Annotated in this window: 19 protein-coding genes; 11 read left to right on the top strand and 8 right to left on the bottom strand. The window is 44.2% G+C overall.

Annotation, left to right across the window (positions count from 1 at the left end):
• Positions 1 to 11 precede the first annotated feature (11 nt).
• The 3 genes from N2317_00350 (at position 12) to glnA (ending at position 4986) form a co-directional block, all read left to right on the top strand.
• Positions 12 to 1601 carry a glutamate synthase-related protein gene (locus N2317_00350; protein MCX7815948.1) on the top strand — a complete coding sequence of 530 codons (1590 nt, stop codon included), beginning with the start codon at positions 12 to 14 and terminating at the stop codon, positions 1599 to 1601.
• A gap of 694 nt (positions 1602 to 2295) precedes the next feature.
• Positions 2296 to 3618: a hypothetical protein gene (locus tag N2317_00345; GenBank protein MCX7815947.1), complete on the top strand. Its 1323-nt coding sequence runs from the start codon at positions 2296 to 2298 to the stop codon at positions 3616 to 3618.
• A 36-nt stretch (positions 3619 to 3654) separates the two neighbouring features.
• The gene (gene glnA / locus N2317_00340) at positions 3655 to 4986 is read left to right on the top strand and encodes a type I glutamate--ammonia ligase (GenBank protein ID MCX7815946.1); all 1332 of its coding nucleotides are present in this window, start codon (positions 3655 to 3657) and stop codon (positions 4984 to 4986) included.
• Here glnA and N2317_00335 read toward each other — a convergent pair.
• On the bottom strand, positions 4981 to 5667 hold the full coding sequence (locus tag N2317_00335; GenBank protein ID MCX7815945.1) for a dienelactone hydrolase family protein: 687 nt from the start codon (positions 5665 to 5667) through the stop codon (positions 4981 to 4983). The two genes, glnA and N2317_00335, sit on opposite strands and share 6 nt — an antisense overlap.
• 86 nt (positions 5668 to 5753) lie before the next feature.
• Here N2317_00335 and N2317_00330 point away from each other — a divergent pair, with 86 nt between their 5' ends.
• From N2317_00330 to N2317_00320, 3 genes are all read left to right on the top strand, one after another.
• Entirely contained in the window at positions 5754 to 6017 is a 264-nt protein-coding gene (locus N2317_00330; GenBank protein MCX7815944.1) for a hypothetical protein, read from the top strand.
• Between the two features lie 69 nt (positions 6018 to 6086).
• Positions 6087 to 6935, top strand: coding sequence for a hypothetical protein (locus N2317_00325; GenBank protein MCX7815943.1), 849 nt, complete (start codon positions 6087 to 6089; stop codon positions 6933 to 6935).
• Entirely contained in the window at positions 6902 to 7915 is a 1014-nt protein-coding gene (locus tag N2317_00320; protein MCX7815942.1) for an MBL fold metallo-hydrolase, read from the top strand. Before N2317_00325 ends, N2317_00320 begins: the two co-directional genes overlap by 34 nt.
• Positions 7916 to 8209: 294 nt before the next feature.
• Here N2317_00320 and N2317_00315 read toward each other — a convergent pair whose 3' ends face one another.
• The 3 genes from N2317_00315 to N2317_00305 are packed head-to-tail and all read right to left on the bottom strand — an operon-like array spanning position 8210 to position 9761.
• Positions 8210 to 8749: a hypothetical protein gene (locus N2317_00315; GenBank protein ID MCX7815941.1), complete on the bottom strand. Its 540-nt coding sequence runs from the start codon at positions 8747 to 8749 to the stop codon at positions 8210 to 8212.
• Between the two features lie 11 nt (positions 8750 to 8760).
• On the bottom strand, positions 8761 to 9180 hold the full coding sequence (locus tag N2317_00310) for a secondary thiamine-phosphate synthase enzyme YjbQ (GenBank protein ID MCX7815940.1): 420 nt from the start codon (positions 9178 to 9180) through the stop codon (positions 8761 to 8763).
• Positions 9177 to 9761, bottom strand: a complete 585-nt coding sequence (locus N2317_00305; protein ID MCX7815939.1) for a flavodoxin family protein — start codon at positions 9759 to 9761, stop codon at positions 9177 to 9179. Before N2317_00305 ends, N2317_00310 begins: the two co-directional genes overlap by 4 nt.
• A 146-nt stretch (positions 9762 to 9907) precedes the next feature.
• Between N2317_00305 and clpS the strand changes: the two genes are divergently transcribed.
• Genes clpS through N2317_00285 form a run of 4 tightly spaced genes read left to right on the top strand, consistent with a single transcriptional unit; the run spans position 9908 to position 14524 of the window.
• Positions 9908 to 10228 carry an ATP-dependent Clp protease adapter ClpS gene (gene clpS, locus N2317_00300; protein MCX7815938.1) on the top strand — a complete coding sequence of 107 codons (321 nt, stop codon included), beginning with the start codon at positions 9908 to 9910 and terminating at the stop codon, positions 10226 to 10228.
• A 19-nt stretch (positions 10229 to 10247) separates the two neighbouring features.
• Positions 10248 to 12488, top strand: a complete 2241-nt coding sequence (gene clpA, locus N2317_00295; protein ID MCX7815937.1) for an ATP-dependent Clp protease ATP-binding subunit ClpA — start codon at positions 10248 to 10250, stop codon at positions 12486 to 12488.
• Between the two features lie 13 nt (positions 12489 to 12501).
• A complete protein-coding gene (gene aat / locus N2317_00290; GenBank protein ID MCX7815936.1) occupies positions 12502 to 13173 on the top strand; it encodes a leucyl/phenylalanyl-tRNA--protein transferase in 672 nt (223 codons plus the stop codon).
• Positions 13174 to 13177: 4 nt separating this feature from the next.
• Positions 13178 to 14524: a sigma-54 dependent transcriptional regulator gene (locus N2317_00285; GenBank protein MCX7815935.1), complete on the top strand. Its 1347-nt coding sequence runs from the start codon at positions 13178 to 13180 to the stop codon at positions 14522 to 14524.
• A 3-nt stretch (positions 14525 to 14527) separates the two neighbouring features.
• Here the strand turns inward: N2317_00285 and N2317_00280 are convergent, their stop codons facing one another.
• On the bottom strand, positions 14528 to 15958 hold the full coding sequence (locus N2317_00280; GenBank protein MCX7815934.1) for an ATP-binding protein: 1431 nt from the start codon (positions 15956 to 15958) through the stop codon (positions 14528 to 14530).
• A 90-nt stretch (positions 15959 to 16048) separates the two neighbouring features.
• Entirely contained in the window at positions 16049 to 16324 is a 276-nt protein-coding gene (locus N2317_00275; protein ID MCX7815933.1) for a hypothetical protein, read from the bottom strand.
• Positions 16325 to 16692: 368 nt separating this feature from the next.
• Here N2317_00275 and N2317_00270 point away from each other — a divergent pair, with 368 nt between their 5' ends.
• Positions 16693 to 17409 carry a queuosine precursor transporter gene (locus tag N2317_00270; GenBank protein ID MCX7815932.1) on the top strand — a complete coding sequence of 239 codons (717 nt, stop codon included), beginning with the start codon at positions 16693 to 16695 and terminating at the stop codon, positions 17407 to 17409.
• Positions 17410 to 17411: 2 nt separating this feature from the next.
• Here N2317_00270 and N2317_00265 read toward each other — a convergent pair whose 3' ends face one another.
• Together N2317_00265 and def are read right to left on the bottom strand one after the other, a co-directional pair.
• Positions 17412 to 18449: a hypothetical protein gene (locus N2317_00265; protein MCX7815931.1), complete on the bottom strand. Its 1038-nt coding sequence runs from the start codon at positions 18447 to 18449 to the stop codon at positions 17412 to 17414.
• A gap of 75 nt (positions 18450 to 18524) precedes the next feature.
• The gene (gene def, locus N2317_00260) at positions 18525 to 19130 is read right to left on the bottom strand and encodes a peptide deformylase (GenBank protein MCX7815930.1); all 606 of its coding nucleotides are present in this window, start codon (positions 19128 to 19130) and stop codon (positions 18525 to 18527) included.
• Positions 19131 to 19164 lie beyond the last annotated feature (34 nt).

The raw sequence follows: 19164 nt of genomic DNA, 5'->3' as shown, positions 1-19164 counted from the left end.
AGGAGGTTGAGATGAACCTAAGACAACCAAACGCAAATGATGCTACAGGAACCTTTAACAGGTCTCGAAACGTGGTTCCTATGTCCGGATTGTGCACCCGATGTGTAGATGGTTGCCGTGGGGGTTGTGAGATTTGGCTTTCCAGCTTCAGAGGGCGAGAGGTGCTTTATCCTACTGGTTTCGGTGAAATGACCTCCGGGGCAGACAAGAATTATCCAGTAGACTATTCCCATTTGAGCATTCAGGGTTACGCTGTGGGGGCCAAAGGACTTCCTGAGGGGGTAGAACCGGGACCTGATACGGCTATTTTCCCCGCGGCGGATACAGAAACTGAGTACGGTTGGACTGAAAAGGTAAAGATGAGGATTCCCATCTTCACAGGTGCTTTGGGTTCTACCGAGATTGCCCGCAGAAACTGGGAACATTTTGCGGTAGGGGCCGCAATCTCGGGGATTACCATTGTGTGTGGTGAGAATGTTTGTGGAGTTGATCCTGCCCTTGAAGTTGATAAGAACGGAAAGATCAAGAAATCACCCGAAATGGACCGACGCATTGAAACCTATAAACGGTATCACGAGGGTTATGGGGAGATTCTCGTTCAGTTGAATGTGGAGGACACACGTTTGGGAGTTGCTGAATATGTGTTGGAAAAGCACAAACTGACGACCATAGAGCTCAAATGGGGTCAGGGTGCAAAGAATATAGGCGGTGAAATTAAAGTGGGATCGTTGGAAAGGGCATTAGAACTCAAAAAGAGGGGTTACATAGTACTACCTGATCCTACTATTGAGGAAAACCAAGCGGCGTTTAGATCTGGGGCCATTAAAGAGTTTGAGAGACACTCCCGATTGGGATTCGTAACGCGTGAGAGTTTTATGGCGGAAGTGGAGAGACTGAGGAAACTGGGATTCAGGCGGATCACCCTGAAGACAGGGGCCTATTCGGCTGTGGAACTAGCTATGGCTATAAGGTATTCAGCTGATGCCCAAATAGATTTACTCACTATAGATGGAGCGCCGGGTGGAACTGGTATGAGCCCGTGGCCAATGATGTGTGAATGGGGTATACCGTCCTTTTACCTGCATTCTCTTGCTTATCAGTTCTGTGAGAAACTACGGGCGAAGAACATCCGTGTGCCAGATATCGCCTTTGCCGGTGGTTTTGCCACGGAAGACGGTGTTTTCAAGGCGATAGCGTTGGGTGAACCTTACGTGAAAGCTGTGTGTATGGGCAGGGCTCTTATGATACCAGGTATGGTGGGTAAGAACATCGGGGAATGGATAAAGAATAACGATCTTCCCAAGACAGTTTCGCGCTATGGAACGAAGCTTGAAGAGATATTCGTAAGTTACGAGGAACTGAGGGCAAAGTTTGGAAAGGAGATAGAAAATATACCCACGGGTGCCATTGGGATCTACACGTTTGCGCAAAAATTTAAAACGGGGCTTCAGCAGTTGATGGCAGGAACGAGGAATTTTCGCCTTTCCTGCATAAGCCGCAAGGATCTCATGGCTCTTACAGAGGAGGCGGCAAAGATTTCAGGTATTCCCTATGTAATGGATGCCTATCGGGAACAGGCGGAGGAGATACTTCTCTCATAACTTGTAATTTTGCAGATGAGCAAAAGCCACCGGTTTGTCCGGTGGCTTTTGCTCTTACGGGAGGGATACAGCTGAGTATGTTACTGCCGGTGGATGAACACATTTTTATGTCATGAAGGAGATTAACTCTATCGGTCTGCTACTTTGGGGTTTTGCGCTCCCCTCGGATCAGGACTAGGTAACTTTAATGTAGGTTTTTCCAAACGTTTTGGTAGAAGGAGATGACTAATCTTCTGGATACGGTAAATACATCCCCAGTGGTTTATTGCTTTCACCGAGATAATGTTTCATAATCGAAGTAGTCCATATGGAGCCAATGGGTGGGTCTACTATCGGTGGTCTCTCTGATTGTGCGGTCGTTTGATAAGGGTTACTATAGTGCTACTTTTTTACCTTCCGACGTAGATTCCTTGTCTGATAAGGGGTATGGATGAAAGAGTTTTTACGGGCAGATTCAAAAGTATCCTTTAGGATCCTTACCCCTATGGTTTACAAAGGGAAACTGGGGTTCAAGGGTCTGTTTCTGGAGTTGTTTTACTTCCTTAAGAGTGTGACATAGGCTTTATCACTTTTGGCAACGATTGGGGTAATTTCACGGAAACATAGCGAAAGGATTTAAGATGCCAGGTAGTGAACAATATGATAGTTTGGTAAAAAACTTCGGTTGCTGAAATAGAAAATAAAAAGGCCGTTTATGGATGGAGTTAAAGGTCGTCTGGGGCCGTATGTTTCTGAGATGAGAGAACTTTTCTCTCTATCGTTGGAGCAGATAGATGAGATGATTTTGTCTTTTCATCAAGAAATGGAACTGGGTTTGAAAGGCTGTGGAAGCTCACTCTCAATGTTACCTACCTACGCCAGACGTCCTACAGGCTCTGAAGTTGGCGATTATCTTGTGTTGGACATTGGAGGGACATTAATTAAAGTGCTGAAGGTAAGTTTGCAAGGAGGAAGGCATTCCAGGGTCACGGGCATGAAATCTTATGCTGTTCCTTCCCATGTAATGAATGGGGATTGTGAAGAATTTTTCAACTATCTCGCCGTATGCGTGGAGTCTTTCTTGAGGGGAGTTTCTTGTCAAGGGGGGTTTTATCCTATGGCTTTTACCTTTTCCTTTCCTTTGGAACATACATCCCTTAGTTCCGGAAGACTCATCAGGTGGACAAAGGGATTTAATGTTAGGAATGTTTTAGGTAAAGATGTTTCGGTGCTTTTAAATGAAGCACTCCAGCGCAGGGGTATGGGTTTTATCCGAGTGGCCTCATTGATGAATGATACGGTGGCTACCCTTGTTGCAGGGGCGTATAGGGATCCCTACTGTGATATGGGAGTAATTCTTGGTACAGGTACTAACGCCTCTTATTTCGAGAATTGGTCGCGGATTTACTCATCAACAGGAGGGAGGTCCGAAGTGGTCATAAATATGGAATGGGGTAGTTTTAATCGTCTGTATAGAAATATGTTTGATGAGGTATTGGATAAGATGTCCCCCAATTCTGGTGAGCAGCAGTTTGAAAAAATGACATCGGGAAAGTATTTGGGAGAAGTTATGCGTTTAGTTTTGAAGTATCTCAAAGAAAATGGTGTGCTGTCCGTTCGCAAAGAGAGTTTAGAACTATCCCATTTAATAAGGTCGGAATTTTTGCATCTCTTACTCAGAGAAGATAGGGATATTCTTGTTTTACTAGGATGGGAAGATTTGAAGAAGGAGGAGCTCAATCTTGTTAGGAGGATAGCCCGTTTTTTGCTGGAACGTTCCGCAAGATTGATCAGCGCTGCGATAGTTGCGGTGGTGAAATGGATGGATCCTTGTTTTAAGTGTTCGCACAAAGTGGCTGTTGATGGTGCTCTTTTTACTCAGAACCAGTTGTACCGACGGATGGTGAAGAGGGCATTAAGAGAGATTCTAGGAGAATATGCGTCTAATGTTAGTTTTTTCGTTGTTAAGAATGGATCTGCGATAGGGTCTGCCGTTTCAGCTTCATATGCACTTGCAAACGGTGCAAGGTCAATGTAAATTGGGAGTATCTTAAAAAGAAGAAAGGTTGTAGACATGGTACTTTGTAGAACAAAAGATGATGTTTTACGGATTGTGAAAGAGAGAAATGTGAGTTTTATTCAATTCTGGTTTACAGATATACTGGGGATGCTTAAGGTCTTCAGTATAACACCCTCGGAACTTGAGGTGGGTTTAGAGGAGGGCATGGGATTTGATGGATCTTCTATCGAAGGTTTCTGCCGGATCGAGGAAAGTGATATGATAGCCAAACCAGATCCCACTACCTTTCAATTTTTACCTTGGAGACCCGCTGATAGACCAGTTGCACGCATGTTCTGTGATATTTTGAATCCCGACGGCACTCCTTATGAGGGAGACCCTCGGTATTGTTTGAAAAGGATACTGAAAAAGGTCTCGGAAAAAGGGTTTACGTTTTACGTTGGTCCGGAGCTTGAGTACTTTTACTTTACAGACGAGAAAACACCTCAACCTCTTGATACAGCGGGATACTTTGATGGGATACCTTTGGACCGGGCTACGGACCTTAGGAGACAGACCATTTTTGCTCTTCAGGAAATGGGTATTGCCGTGGAATACTCTCATCACGAGGTAGCGCCGAGCCAGCACGAGATTGATCTCCGATACGACGAGGCACTGGCTATGGCAGACAAAGTGATGACCTACAGGGTTACGGTGAAAGAGGTAGCACGTCAGAATGGTGTTTATGCTACATTTATGCCCAAACCGCTTTACGGTTACAATGGCAGTGGTATGCATACCCATCAGTCCCTTTTCCAGGGTAACCGGAATGCTTTTTTCGATGAAAGAGATGAATACCATCTTTCAAGCATTGCGAAGAAATACATAGCCGGACTCCTCGTCCATGCACCGGAGATTACTGCCATCTGCAATCAGTGGGTGAATTCATACAAGCGTCTTGTGCCGGGCTATGAAGCTCCTGTTTATGTTTCCTGGGCAAGACGTAATAGATCAGCTATGATCCGGGTACCCATGTACAAACCTGGGAAGGAAAAGGCTACACGTATCGAGTTTCGCTCACCTGATCCCGCGTGCAACCCCTACTTGGCATTTGCCGTCATGTTGGCTGCGGGTATGAAAGGTATTGAGGACAACTACGAGTTACCACCCCCTATCGAAGAAGACCTTTATGAAATGAATGAGAAGGCGAGAGAAAGAGCAGGCATTGTGTCTTTGCCCGGCAGTTTAAATCAGGCGATAACCCTCTGTGAAAAGAGCGCACTTGTACGGGAAACCTTGGGTAACCACATCTTCGAGAAATTTATAGAGAATAAGCGGGTTGAGTGGGATCGGTTCCGCACACATGTGAGTCAGTTCGAGATAGAGCGTTATCTTCCCATGCTATAATTTTTTAAGTGATTCGATCCAACTCCATGCTCTGGAGATTATTTCCTGGTATATTTCTAGCTCGGTACGTTTGTCTTCTGCAGGAGGAATGAATGAATGGTCTCCACCTTCGATTATTTCTAGCTTCCAGGGGGCTTTAATTTTCTTTAGCTCACTTTCCAGTAGTTTCAGGTCGCAGAGAGAATCCCGGGTTCCGGCGAAGAAGAGCATAGGAGTTTCTATAGTGTGAAGGTGAGAGCTTCGAAGGGGGAATTTTACTATTGGTGGGTGTAGTGGGTATCCCAGGAAAATAATTCCCGCAGGAACTATGAGTTTCTCCGCCACGGCAAGTGAGGCGATCCTTCCACCCAGTGACTTTCCTGCCAGAAAGATATTCTCAGTTTCTAAACGTGTTTCATCTTTCAACCACTCAAAAGCGAGGCACAACGTTTCTACAAGAGTTTCTTGGGGATCTGGTAGATCCTTGCCCCTCTCCCTGTAAGGAAAGTTAAAACGCAAGGTTATCATGCCTTTTTTTGTAAGTCCCGTTGCGAACGATTCCAGAAGAGGGTGGTTAAGGTTGTTTCCCAACCCGTGCGCAAGAACTAAACCATTACGGGCTTCTATATTGTTTGGTGCCAGAAGATGGGCAGAGACATATCCGCCTTTTCCAATGGATAATTTAAAGATTTTGCTTTTCATCGCTGTACATCTCTCCCTTTTTTGTTTTCAAAATCCTTAGGACATGCACATTATTTATCAAAGCAAACAGGTAAAGCGAGCAGCAAATGAAGGCTATGATCAAGGCACAATTTTCTGGAAGACTGAATAGAACGAAAGTGATGATGATCGTTACGGTGAGTTTTGTTAATGTAAAAAGGCGGTGTTTTAAGAGGTATCGAACCACGGGATTGGCTTCGCGGGCTCCGTGTTTCGTTGCTCTAATGGTCGTAATGAGATCTGCTATGTTTAGTAAGATGAAAGAAATGATGCATATGATTAGAGTGTCCGATTTGTTTTCCATAGCTGCCAGTATAAACCAGGTCGATTGATTTCTGTCAAAATATTTTGCCTGAAAAAACGCCTTGATAGGAATAGGGTTTTTATCATAATTTTTTTTAATGAATATTCGTACCCTTGTTATTTTTGACTTTTCGGGCACGCTGAGTGTTAAGGCAGTGCTTTTTTCTCATTCAGCGCGGTTGAATGAAGAACTCAAACGCGCAGGCTTAACGGAATTTGGTGTGAGTAATGATGTTATCTTCTGGGATAAAATCGTTGTTCCAACATGGCATGAGGCAGTGACATCCGGTATCGGTTACGAGACAAGTATGGTTGCACAGGTGCTTTCTCTTTGTGCTGAAGAACCGGTAGATGTAAGTGAAGAAAGGGTCCGTAGCGCTGTGGAACGTTTTGTTAGAGGTTATATGGAGAGCTTAACCATCGAAGAAGAGTGGTATCCGTTGCTTCGAAAGTTGAATGAAGATGAATCGATCTTTACAATTGTGGCCACCGATCATTACGCTGAGGCTACTGAATTGATCGTGCAACATTTTCAGAGGGCAAATATAAGATGTGTCCCTTTGGGTAAGTGGCAGGAGGACTTAGGGTGTAGGTTTGTGGTTGCAAATTCCGCCGATATAGGATTTCAGAAAATGGATGTCAGGTACTGGAGAACATGCAGAGCTCTTTTACCATGTTGGGAACTGGAACGGATTTTGGTTATTGACGATTTTAGATCTCATGAGCCCGTGCAAACAAGTATTGCCGAATATAATGGAAAATACTATGAAACAGTGTTGAAGTGCATCAGTGAGGTTTTTACTGCTCCTGTTTTTGAGTTTTTCTTCAATGTTGAAGTTGTAAGGAGCGAGGAGGATTTGTTTAAGTTCAAGTCCAAAATTGCGGAAGTGTCTCATTCTATAGCAGATTTACTATGGGGGGAGGATTGTTCAACGCTTTCCTCGTAAATGATCCGTTTGGTGACCCAGCTATGTATCTGGAGTTTAAACACCAGAGGAGGGCGTTTCTTTTTGATCTTGGTGACATCCACAATCTACCTGCTCGGAAGGTTTTGAAAATTGACGCTGTTTTCGTATCACATACTCACATGGACCATTTCATTGGATTTGATCATCTTGTGCGCATTTGTTTAGGAAGAGACCGAAATATAATCTTGTTTGGTCCATCTGGTTTTTTGAAACAGGTAGAGAACCGGTTGGGTGCGTATTCCTGGAACCTTGTTGAGGAGTATGAGAATAACTTTGTTCTGAAAGTGGTAGAGGTCCATCCTGATGGTTTAGTGGAGGAGGGCCATTTTGAATGTAAGACTAAGTTTCGGCGTGAAGGGGAGTCAAAGAGATACACGTCGGGAATACTCATAGATGAGGATCTGTTCAGCGTACATTGTGCTTTTCTTGACCATAAGATACCCTCTCTTGCCTTTTGTTTTGAGGAGAAGAAACACGTAAACATAAAGAAAAACGTCATTCAAGATATGGGTTTTTCCGTGGGACCGTGGCTTAACACGTTAAAGGAACACATTTTCAGGGACTCGCCTGATGATCTTTTAATCAGGGCGTGGTGGAAGGAGAAAGATGAGGTAAAGGAAATTTTTGTACCACTGGGAGAGTTAAGATCAAAGGCTGTAAAGATTACCCCTGGAAGAAGAGTAGCTTATGTAACTGATGTACTCTTTTCGAAAGAGAACGTGGAAAGGATAGTGCATCTCGCAAAAGATGCAGATGTACTTTTTATTGAAACCACTTTTCTTCAGGAAGATGTTCACAGAGCTCAGGCCACGTATCATTTAACGGCTCATCAGGCGGGCGAGATCGCTCGACTTGCCGGTGCAAAAAGGATAGTTCCCTTTCATTTTTCACCAAAGTACAAGGGGTCTGAGCATTTGCTAATCGAGGAGGCCACAAGAAGTTTCTCATCCGAGGCATGAAGTCTCACTATCCTTCAGGCAGAGAAGGATAAGTCTGCGGGCCTCTTCCAGTCCATTATGAAACGCCTCGTCAAACTGGCTGTCTCCACTGCAACAGCTCAAAAATAGGGGAGTAAACAGGATTGCTCGGAAATGTTCCAAATGTGTGGAGTTTGGTCCAAAAAGTTCGAGGATGCAATTCTCACATCTGTGGTGCCATTCTTTAAAAGTGGGGCTTAAATAGTTTTCGTGTTTTAAGTTTTCTATCTCGCTGAGGAGAGATCTCAGTTTCACTATGTTACACATAACTCATCGTTAATGAACAACCATTTCTACAACATGTTGCAGATCCTCTGAGGCTCTTTTCCAGATGATGTTTATGAGGTTATCCACGAGGATCTCGTTTGATCCCTTACTGCCAAAGGCCCCCATGGTTAGAGCACCGCCTTTCTCAACGGAGCGATTCGCCTCTGGGTAAAGATTGAGGAGTTGCCGTCCCAACGTTCCTTCTGGACCATTCTGGAGTGAGAGGAGGTGGCCGAAAGCTGTGCCAAAATCCTCTGTTTTTAGTGTCTTTATGAACCATATCTTTCGTGCATTCTCGTAATGATCAACAATTTTTTTGAGCTGATCCACGAGCTTTGGATTGCTTTTCGCCGACGTGGTTTCCAAGTACAGTTCCACATCAACCTTGGCGTCTGCGAGGGCCAGGGCGTACTCTTTGTAGTTTAGACCAATTGCAACCCGACCTTCCAGCTTTTTGAGGGCCTTAATGGCCTCTATTGCCGTTTGACCATAACTTGGGATAGGGATAATGGAAGCAACAAGTATTATGAGAAGCACTAATTTTTTCATTATCTTTCCTTTCAAATCCCACAGACCTGCACAATAACCTGTCTTGTCCGGGGTCGGTTATCAGAGTCAACAAGGACTATCTGCTGCCATGTTCCGAGAAGCATACGTCCCCCATCAACAGGAATGTTTACCGATGGTCCTAGTAGCGCAGCACGTACGTGAGCATATCCGTTTCCATCTCCCCAACGTGCGTCATGACGGTAAGAAATATCCCTCGGGGCCATGCGTTCAATGGCGTCTATGAGGTCTTTAATAACACCCGATTCGTATTCAATGGTGGTTATGGCAGCTGTTGAACCGGGCACAAAAACTATCACATGCCCTTTCTTTATTTCCGCTTTGCTCAGACAGGATGCTACATCCTTTGTAATATCTAGCACATCAACAGCGGCGGTTGTTTTGTAGTTAAGGGTAAAGTTTTTGATATTCATCGGTTTCCTCTGTTGCAGATTTTTTCTGCTGTTTCCACCGTTATCTTAATGGCTTCTTCGTGTTTCTCCACCTCTGCTGGTTCCATTACACCGCAAACACGGATTAGCTCGCTTTCGGTAAAACCGTACCACTTGAAAAAGGATTCGTAGCGGGGGAACACATCGGCAAACTGTGTCTTGTCTGGTTGACCCTGGGTGAGAATGAAAACGAGTTTTTTACCTGGTGAAAGACGACTGGGTTCAGGGTTTGTTGTATAATCACTCTTAAGAAAAGAGTAGGTCCTGTCGATAAAAGCCTTTAGCTGGCTGGAAACATCACCGTAATATATAGGAGAAGCAAGAACGAGAACATCACAACCTTCCACGGCTTTCAGCACCTTTTCTAGGTCGTCCTTCTGTATGCAGTGTTCTGATTTAGTTTTACAAGCCATGCAGGCCTGACAACCACGAAAGTTAAGCTTATTTAATTGGAAGATCTTTACTCTGGCACCTTTGTTTCTCGCAGCATTGCAGAAACTCTTGGCAAGTAGAGTGCTGTTACCTTTAGGCCGGGGACTTCCGAGAATACATACTACGTTCATTTATTATCCTCCTTTTTAAAATTTTTAACACAGTTGTTGAGTTCGCGCAATTGCTTAAGTATCTACCCCTTAAGGTCGATAACGAAATACTTGCAAATATTTATTCTTTAAATAAAATATTTCTACGATCTATCTGGAGGTATAATATGCCAGGGATGGATCACGAAGGTTTTGTTGACCTTGATAAGAAGGTTGAAGAGGAAACAGAGGTTGGAGAGCCCAGTTTATATCGAGTTATCCTTCATAATGATCACTATACCACAATGGATTTTGTGGTGGAGGTATTAATGAAAGTGTTTTCTAAATCTGCTGCAGAGGCCACTAAGATCATGTTAGAGGTTCATAGACGTGGTACCGGTGAGTGTGGTATATATGTTTATGATATAGCTGTTACAAAGGTTAACCAGGTTCATACCATGGCAAGAAGGCGTGGGTTTCCCTTGCGTTGTAGTCTCGAACGGGTGTAGTACTGTGTGGGGATGAATTATGAGGATTAGCAGTGAACTTGATAATATATTTCGAGCTGCTTATGCTGAAGCCAAGTTGCGGGGGCATGAGTATCTAACCCCGGAGCATATACTCTTTGCTATCCTTTTCTTTGACTCGTCGAGTGAGATCATCAGGGCTTGCGGAGGGGATGTAAAAAATCTGCAGAACAGGCTTGAGGAGTTTTTCGCTACCAAGGTTCCAAAGGCAAAGAGAAACACGGAACCTATCCAAAGCGCCAGCTTCCAGAATGTTATCGAAAGAGCCGTTTGGCACACAACTAATGCCCAAAAGGATGAATTGGATATCGGTGATATTATCATATCCATATACGATGAAAGGGAATCTTATGCCGCTTTTTTCCTCCAGCGAGAAGGTATTACCCGGCTTGATCTACTGAATTACATATCTCATGGTATTACTGCCCCACCAAGGGAGAAACCGCAAACTCTCGAGAGGGAAAAGAGGGAACAGCAGTATTACAGAGAATCCAAAATACTTTCTGCGTATGCCACCGAGCTGGTAGAGAAAGCTAGAGCTGGAGAACTAGATCCTCTTATTGGTAGAGAGGATGTTATTGAAAGAACGATTCAGGTGCTCTGTCGTCGTTATAAGAACAATCCCGTTCATGTTGGAGAGGCCGGAGTTGGTAAAACAGCCATAACTGAAGGGTTGGCCCAACTCATAGCGATGGGGAAAGTGCCCCCTCCGCTCTTGGGTGCTAGGATATACGCTTTAGATATGGGTGCTCTTTTGGCAGGGACCAGATTCAGGGGGGACTTTGAGGAGCGTCTGAAAAAAGTAATCGCTGAACTCCAGAGGATGAGAAATGTTATACTCTTTATTGATGAGATACACACCGTGGTGGGAGCTGGTTCCGCTTCTGGAGGTTCCCTTGACGCTGCAAACATACTGAAACCTGTCCTAACCTCTGGCAAGATCAGGTGTATAGGGACAACAACCTACGATGAGTACAGAAAGTTTTTCGATAAAGATCGAGCTTTGTCAAGGCGTTTCCAGCCTATAGATGTGGCAGAGCCTACTGTGGAGGAGACGTATGAAATTTTGAAAGGGATTAAGGAACGGTACGAGTCATTCCACAGGGTTTTCTATACTGATCAATCCATAAGGGCGGCAGCTGAGCTGGCGCACAGACACATCAATGATAGATACCTTCCCGATAAGGCCATAGATGTTCTCGATGAAGCAGGGGCACGGTGCAGAATGTACGGTAATGATGCGCATGAGATTATAACGGTTACGGTGGAGGATATAGAGCGTACCGTTGCTCGCATGGCGCGTATACCTGAGAAGTCGGTTTCTGCATCGGAGAGTGTTCGCCTTAGAAATCTGGAGTGTGAGCTAAAATCGAGGATTTTCGGTCAGGATGAAGCGATTGAGGTTGTGGTTCAGGCAATAAGGAGATCTCGAGCAGGTTTTGGAGATCCCAACAAACCTGTTGCATCCTTGCTTTTTGCAGGACCTACTGGTGTGGGTAAAACAGAGCTGGCGAGACAGCTCGCTGCGATAATGGGTATAGCGTTCCACCGCTTTGATATGTCAGAGTATCAGGAAAAGCACTCTGTTTCTCGTCTTGTGGGAGCACCACCGGGGTACGTGGGATTTGAAGAGGGTGGTCTTCTAACAGAGGCTATAAGAAAAAAACCACACTCAGTTCTTCTTCTTGATGAGATAGAAAAGGCCCATCCGGATATTTACAACACGTTGCTCCAGATAATGGACTACGCCACATTAACGGATAACAACGGCAGAAAAGCTGATTTCCGAAACGTCATACTTATAATGACCTCGAATGCTGGTGCTCGCAACATTGGGAAGAGTGAAATTGGTTTTGGGGATAGGAAAATAAACAGGGAGGCAGTTACGGACGCGATAAAAAAGATCTTTTCCCCTGAGTTTCGTAATAGGCTGGATGCTGTGGTAACATTTAATCACCTTACAAAAGAGGCTGTTCGCGATATAGTTTTGAAGGAGATAAAAGAATTTCAGAGACGCCTCGAGGAAAAGGGAGTTACTTTGGAGGTTACTGAAGAGGCCGTTGCCTGGTTGGGCGAGAACGGTTACTCTGTGGAGTTTGGCGCTCGCTATGTTGCTAGGTTAATACAGGATAAGATAAAGAATTTCTTCGTGAATGAGGTGCTTTTCGGTAGATTGGTGAACGGTGGCGTGGTAAAAGTGTACGTGGAAGACGGCGATATAAAGCTTACAGTTCTTTCATAATTTGATTTCAAAGATGCCCGTTTTTGTTCTCGGTAACGAGCCAATATTCCCCAACCCCATTTTTGCTGAAAGTAATGGTTTGCTTGCAGTGGGCGGTGATCTATCGACTGAAAGACTCATAGCAGCTTACCGTATGGGCATATTTCCATGGTATGGTGAGGGAGATCCCATTTTGTGGTGGTCGCCCGATCCTCGATTTGTGCTGTTCCCACGTGAGTTTAGGTTATCCCGCAGCATGAGGCAGTTTTTGAAGAAAGGGTTTTTTACTGTAACCTTTGACCGGGATTTTCGATCTGTTATAGAGATGTGCAGAGATGTTCGTAGGAGAAAGGGAGAAGGAACATGGATAAGCGAAGAAATGGTATCTGCATACTGCCGGTTGCATGAATTAGGTGTTGCCCATTCTGTGGAGGTGTGGCACGAGGGGCTTCTAGTGGGTGGACTTTATGGGGTTGCACTTGGGCGGTGTTTTTTCGGTGAGTCTATGTTTAGTGAGAAAAGTAATGCATCGAAGACCGCACTTTATGCATTGGTGAAGAGATTGGAGGAGCAAAATTTCGCTATAATAGACTGTCAGGTATATACGGACCATATGCGGCGCATGGGAGCACGGTTTATAGCCCGAAAAGATTTTTTGGAGATCTTGAGGCGTTGTGTAGATTCAAGATCTTTTCTATGGGGTTGAGACTATGGGGGTAGACAAGACTCGTATTCTCGTTATAGATGATGACGCTGTGGCCTGTGAATTTCTCCAGGAAGTGCTCGTCAAAGAGGGATATCACGTTCACTCATTAACTTCTGCACAGGAGGCATTGCAGGAAAATCTAGGCCAATTTGATTTGATTCTATCGGATATCAGAATGCCCGGGCTTGATGGTTTACAGTTTTTAAAGAGGGTCAGGGAGAAATGGCCTTTTTTGCCGGTGGTACTTATAACAGCGTATGGTTCACTGGAGACAACTATGGAAGCCCTCCGTCATGGAGCGTGGGATTATATAAGCAAACCCTTTTCTCCTGAGGCGATCAGAAAACTTGTAAAGAAGGTTCTCGATGTTCGTGATCTGAGAAGACAGAAGGAGAGATATCATCAAGAGGAGGGTGAGGATAACCAGTTTATTGGTTCTTCCTCAACGATGGTTGAATTTTATAAGCGATTAGCCCGCGTTGCTGATTCGGATGCGAGTGTACTAATAGAAGGTGAGAGTGGAACGGGAAAAGAATTGGCAGCTCGTTCATTGCATAAACTCAGTTTCAGACGAGATAAACCTTTTGTAGTGGTGCACTGTGGAGCTATTCCGGAAACACTACTCGAGTCGGAACTGTTCGGTTATGAGAGGGGTGCTTTTACGGGGGCTAATGCTACCCATCAGGGTTTGTTGGAGTCGGCGCAAGGAGGAACAATATTCCTTGATGAGATTACGGAGATGTCCCCGGGACTTCAGGGCAAACTGTTGCGTTTCATGCAGAACGGAGAGGTAAGGCGTTTAGGGGGACACCAGGTTCGTCGTGTTGCCGTCAGGGTAGTTGCTGCGGCGAATCGAAACATCGATGAGGAGGTGAAGAAAGGGAATTTCCGTGCCGATTTGCTCTATAGATTTGTCATACGATTACATATCCCTCCGCTGAGAGAACATAAGGATGATATTCCCCAGATTGTAGAGTCATTGTTGAAAAAGTTTGGTTATCCTTCGGTTCGTATCTCTGATGAAGTGATGGAATTGTTTATGAACTATGATTGGCCGGGTAATGTAAGGGAGCTGCAGAATGTGTTAAGGCAGACGTTACTCCTTTCGCCATTCAACGTTATTCTGCCTGAGCATCTCCCCGAAAGATTCCGCAGGAGAGAGAAAACATCAGATGAGAAGCGTTCTTTTTTAATGCCGTTAGAGGAAGCAGAACGAGAGAGAATTTTGAGCGCATTGCGGGCAATGTCTTGGAATCTTTCCAAAACAGCCCAATACCTTGGTATTGATCGTAAAACCCTCCGAACGAAGATAAACCGTTACGCCTTGAGTAAAGATGAAGTAAATATTTGATGATCAAGTGAGTTTTTGAGAGTCAGCAATTGGAAGTATTAGAGAAACCTCAGTACCTTCCCCAGGTTTGCTTTGGATGTGCATTTTACCACCGTGTGATTTCATAATGTCATTGACTATGGCAAGTCCTAACCCTCGAACGCCTTCGTCCTTGTGTGTACTGAAAAAAGGTTCGCTGACTTTCTCCAGTAGGTGAGGTTCTATACCCGGACCGTTGTCCTGGACTTTGAATACAACAGCTTTTTGGTATTCATCTTTCTGAGCGGATATTTTAATCTCTCCCCCCGTTTTTAGGGCCTCCACAGCATTCTGAATGAGATTAAGTATTGCCGTCTGGATACGGTATCTATCCAGAAGGAGTGGAGGCATGCCCTCTTCGAAATTAACTGTGAGTTTTATACCCGCTTTTTGGATATGAGGTTCCACTAGTGGGAGGGTATCGTGCAGTAGATTTTCAACCGTCGTTGTTTCAAAATGAGGTTCAGGAACGCGGGTCATTTTTTTTATGTTCTGAACTGTAAGGTGGATTCTTTCTGCCTGCTGCTCTATGAGTTCCAATTTTCTTTTAACGTCAGGAGACCATTCCCCCTTCTCCAACAGGAGTTGAGCGAAACCTCTAATGGAATGAATAGGGGTACCTATGTCGTGGGTTAGGTTGGCGACGAGGTGTCCCATGGCTGCCAGCTGTTGAAGTTGACTTACCTCTTGCTGAAGTTGGGCTACCTTGAAGGTTTCTTCCTGGACTCTGTTACGTAAGTGTTTTGTCAGTTCTTCGTTTCTGGAAATAACGCGATTGATCTCCTCAGCCATAATATTAAAATGTTCCGCCACAAGACCTATTTCATCTTTTCTCAAAGAGTCTATGCGGGGGTTGTAATTTCCTTTCTGAAATTCGTCGATAACGTTGATTATGCTTTTCAAAGGCTTGCCTATCAACCAATCGAAGGTAAGTATAATAAGCGTTACAACGACCAGTAGGAGAATTGAGCTACTTATGATGAGGTATTTACGTGTTTGGGCCAGCAGGTCCTTTCTCCATTGTGAGAAGGACACCACACCCACTATATGGATACTGTTGTCTTTGGGAGATAAGGTGGGGGAAAGAATCCCCAACGCTGCTCCTGCTTCTGTATCTATCTTGAAGAACTGAGGTTTCATTTTTTCCACTACACTTACAATTGTTTCTTCCGGCCAGTCGTAAGCAACACGTCCCGCACCGGCGACGTATTCTATGCCCCCCCTATGTTTTGTAAGGACATCTATCCTGGCGAGACGTTCATCCAACTGGATTTGCTCCTTTAAAGTTAGATCAAGGGCAGAAAGACCCTTACGTGTGGGGAAATGTTCGTAAAAGTTATTAACAGAGTCAGCAATTTCCTCTAATCTCAATTGATGATGCTGGATCAAAAGTTCATCGAGCACTTTTATTTGCATCCATCCCCAAATGGCAATTGAGGTGATTAATCCTATAAGGGTAACACTGAGTAGGCGTGTCCGTACGCTCATATGTATGTTTGAAGATATTTATTTCATCGTATTGCTTGACTGTTTTGTGGGATACTGGGGAAATTTAACATGTTCTCTAATTCTGCTTACCTTTTTGGCAATGTTTTTTTCCCCAACTTTAATGTAACTGATCGTCACTTTTTCACCTACGTTTATCCCGTATAGTGGTTTTTCAAGATTGAAAACCATGGTTTCCGAAGTAATAGTCCGTTGGATAGTAATACTGTCGGACGTGAGTTCTAAAACCGTTCCACTTGCCCTCATGCGTGTTTCCCGAGGCGGTTGTTTTTTCACTGTCTGCTTCGGAAGGGGAGACTTTAAAGGAGAGGGTACCCCGGATGTATGATCCTGCGCTGTAGTAATGCAAGGCGAAAATATAAAAACAAAGGTTATCAAGCTGTGAATGATCCGTTTCATCTTGACAATATTTTTTTCTGAAATTTTCGTTTGTGTATTTCGCAATTTATGTGCCATGTATGATTTTACATCCACTTTGTACACGTTGTGAAGTTATAAGGAAACATAGCACTGTTCAAGAGTTGTGTTTGTTTCGTTTTTAAAAAATCGGGAATTAATTCCCATGTGATGAGGAATAATTCTCCAAAAAGTACTTCCTCCTTTATTGACATATGGGTTTTTTCTGTGTTAGCAGGATGCACGGTATGACTAAAGAGGGATCGCTGAAGTATTATGATATTATAGTAGCTTTTTTTGTTACTGTTCTTTTGGTGAGCAACGTCCTCTCGTCTGCTAAGATTATAGACTGGGGGATAAGTGTAGCAGGTATCCCCCTTGCCTTCGACGCTGGGACCATTCTGTTTCCAGTGAGTTACATATTTGGAGACATATTGACGGAAGTTTATGGTTACCACCGTTCGCGGCGTGTTATTTGGATAGGTTTTATTTGTCTCGTTTTCTCAAGTTTGTTCTTCTTTGCTGTCAAGCTTATGCCAGGTGAAGCTTTATGGGAGAAAACTGCTGGACAGGCGGCTTATGAAGCTGTTCTTTCTGGTATGATTTCTGGAGGTATTGTATTGGCCAGTGTGCTAGGGTACTGGTCAGGGGAGTTTTCCAATGCGTATGTACTGGCGAAGATGAAAATTGTGACGAAGGGGCGGTGGTTGTGGTCACGAACCATAGGTAGCACTCTGGTGGGTGAAGGTATAGATACTCTCGTATTTGTTTCTGTGGCTACGTTATTTGGTGTTTTTCCGGAGTCGCTGTGGGTAACCTTGACCCTGACTAATTACATTTTTAAGGTAGGAGTGGAGGTTGTAATGACTCCTTGTACGTATGTTATCGTTGCATTTCTGAAGTCAGCGGAGAATATGGATTTCTATGACTATGGAACTGATTTCAACCCTTTCAAGATTAGATGACGCTATAAGTTCTCGTTTTCCTCCTTTACCGATTTATATAAACCCCGTCTAAACATATTCATGTAGTAGAGATCTTCGATAAGTATCACTCTGATGCCTAGAGGATGAGTGATGGGTCTTATAACTTCGAGTACCATGTTTGTCCTTACGTAGATAGATTCCGGTAAGATAGGGCAATTCTCGAGAAACTCCACCAAGATTTCCCTGCTCCTTTCTACGAATCTTTCTACCGGAATCATATCCACAAACAGGGCCTGTCCTGAATCGTGTTCTAGAACCGCGATAACAAAAGGAAAAAAAGGTCTTTTCCCCTTTTCCTGCATCGCTTGGGGGTAATGAAACATGTCCAATTCCCACGCACCACTTCCACGTGTCCCTTTTTTCAACAGTAGTGAGGCAATGGAGGACTCATCAAAGGGCAGATTCTCTGGCAAAAAGGACCTTAAGGGGCGGGGTGTCTGGTAGGAGTCTTCCCATATAAAGGTGTCGTTGATTTTTCTAGGTTTCCGGACGAAAAAAAGATCAACAGCACTTGTTCGAAGAAGGTTTCTATCTTTTTTGTAACGGAGTGCCACATTCAACGATTGTTCCAGGGCCACGGTTAAGAACCTTACGTCACTCTCTTCGAGAAACCATGGGTAATAACCGGGTTTGTAATTGCGGAACATTGGCCACGCTCTTTTGCCACGGAATTTTAGACCTAGTTGTTTGATGATTTTGAGATCCTCTTCTAACAGCTGATCTCTATTTTCAAAAGAGGCTATAAGGCACTTCTGTCGGAATAGATAGTCCTCAATGTGATTGGTTTCGGCATGCTTAACCATCAAGAAGCCTAAAAGGCCCTCTGTGCCCATAGCGACGACCAATGCGTGGACTTCACCCAAACGACCGAGTATGTAACAGTAGCCTATTTCTCCAGAATAGGGGTCCCCAACACCAAATGGTTCGGTATCGGTCATCCAGCTCCACGGACGGGCATCCCTGAAGATTACGGCCTGTTTGTAAAGTTCGCTCCAGGTCTCTAACTCTATGCTGTTCATTTTTTTCTCCAAACGTTATGCGTTTAAAGTGCGCCGTTGGTTTGAAGGCGAGAAGGAAGAAGTTTCTCTACAGTCTCAGGGATGGGTAGTGTTAGACAGTTTGCTTTTGTATTTATGTGCTTCCCCGTCGGTTGCAAGTTCTCTTTTCTGTATAGGCGCGGTAAAATCATCGAGATAATCAACTATTAGTTTCCCGTCGAGATGGTCTATCTCATGCTGGACGATCCGTGCTATATAGTCAAAATATCTCCGGTTTATCTTCTGACCGAACATATCGAAGGCCCGAATCTTTATTTCCGGAAAACGGGCAATTTCGATTTTTACACCTGGGCATGAAAGGCATCCCTCCGATAGCACTACAGGTTCGCCTCTCGTTTGGGTTATTCGGGGATTTACAAGAATATCAACGTCCCTTTTCGTCCAGGTTCCATCATCGGTTCCATTTTTGTGGAAACCACGATTACGAAATATAATGATTCTTTTTGGAATGCCGATTTGAGGGGCTGCTAAGCCAGCGGCATCTGCGCGGTTGAGAAAGTATTCTCTAAGGATCCTTATGTCTTCTTTTGTTTCTTTATCAAGTGGGATAGGGACTTCTTCACATTTTAGCCGAAGGATCCTAGTGTCTTCTTTATTAAGTCCATTATCACCCCAAAGTGTGTATATCCGCACGTTCTTCATAGTATAAACTTTTTATCATACGCATTGCTACCTT

This window comes from Syntrophales bacterium (genome assembly GCA_026417625.1).
In the GTDB taxonomy this organism is placed as follows: Bacteria; Desulfobacterota; Syntrophia; order Syntrophales; family UBA8958; genus JAOACW01.
This window is presented reverse-complemented; position numbering and strand designations above follow the sequence as displayed.

Coding starts and splice junctions, on each gene's coding strand:
- N2317_00350 (MCX7815948.1), top strand. CDS start 12: ATGAACCTAAGACAACCAAACGCAAATGATGCTACAGGAACCTTTAAC.
- N2317_00345 (MCX7815947.1), top strand. CDS start 2,296: ATGGATGGAGTTAAAGGTCGTCTGGGGCCGTATGTTTCTGAGATGAGA.
- glnA (MCX7815946.1), top strand. CDS start 3,655: ATGGTACTTTGTAGAACAAAAGATGATGTTTTACGGATTGTGAAAGAG.
- N2317_00335 (MCX7815945.1), bottom strand. CDS start 5,667: ATGAAAAGCAAAATCTTTAAATTATCCATTGGAAAAGGCGGATATGTC.
- N2317_00330 (MCX7815944.1), top strand. CDS start 5,754: ATGAAGGCTATGATCAAGGCACAATTTTCTGGAAGACTGAATAGAACG.
- N2317_00325 (MCX7815943.1), top strand. CDS start 6,087: ATGAATATTCGTACCCTTGTTATTTTTGACTTTTCGGGCACGCTGAGT.
- N2317_00320 (MCX7815942.1), top strand. CDS start 6,902: ATGGGGGGAGGATTGTTCAACGCTTTCCTCGTAAATGATCCGTTTGGT.
- N2317_00315 (MCX7815941.1), bottom strand. CDS start 8,749: ATGAAAAAATTAGTGCTTCTCATAATACTTGTTGCTTCCATTATCCCT.
- N2317_00310 (MCX7815940.1), bottom strand. CDS start 9,180: ATGAATATCAAAAACTTTACCCTTAACTACAAAACAACCGCCGCTGTT.
- N2317_00305 (MCX7815939.1), bottom strand. CDS start 9,761: ATGAACGTAGTATGTATTCTCGGAAGTCCCCGGCCTAAAGGTAACAGC.
- clpS (MCX7815938.1), top strand. CDS start 9,908: ATGCCAGGGATGGATCACGAAGGTTTTGTTGACCTTGATAAGAAGGTT.
- clpA (MCX7815937.1), top strand. CDS start 10,248: ATGAGGATTAGCAGTGAACTTGATAATATATTTCGAGCTGCTTATGCT.
- aat (MCX7815936.1), top strand. CDS start 12,502: ATGCCCGTTTTTGTTCTCGGTAACGAGCCAATATTCCCCAACCCCATT.
- N2317_00285 (MCX7815935.1), top strand. CDS start 13,178: ATGGGGGTAGACAAGACTCGTATTCTCGTTATAGATGATGACGCTGTG.
- N2317_00280 (MCX7815934.1), bottom strand. CDS start 15,958: ATGCAAATAAAAGTGCTCGATGAACTTTTGATCCAGCATCATCAATTG.
- N2317_00270 (MCX7815932.1), top strand. CDS start 16,693: ATGACTAAAGAGGGATCGCTGAAGTATTATGATATTATAGTAGCTTTT.
- N2317_00265 (MCX7815931.1), bottom strand. CDS start 18,449: ATGAACAGCATAGAGTTAGAGACCTGGAGCGAACTTTACAAACAGGCC.
- def (MCX7815930.1), bottom strand. CDS start 19,130: ATGAAGAACGTGCGGATATACACACTTTGGGGTGATAATGGACTTAAT.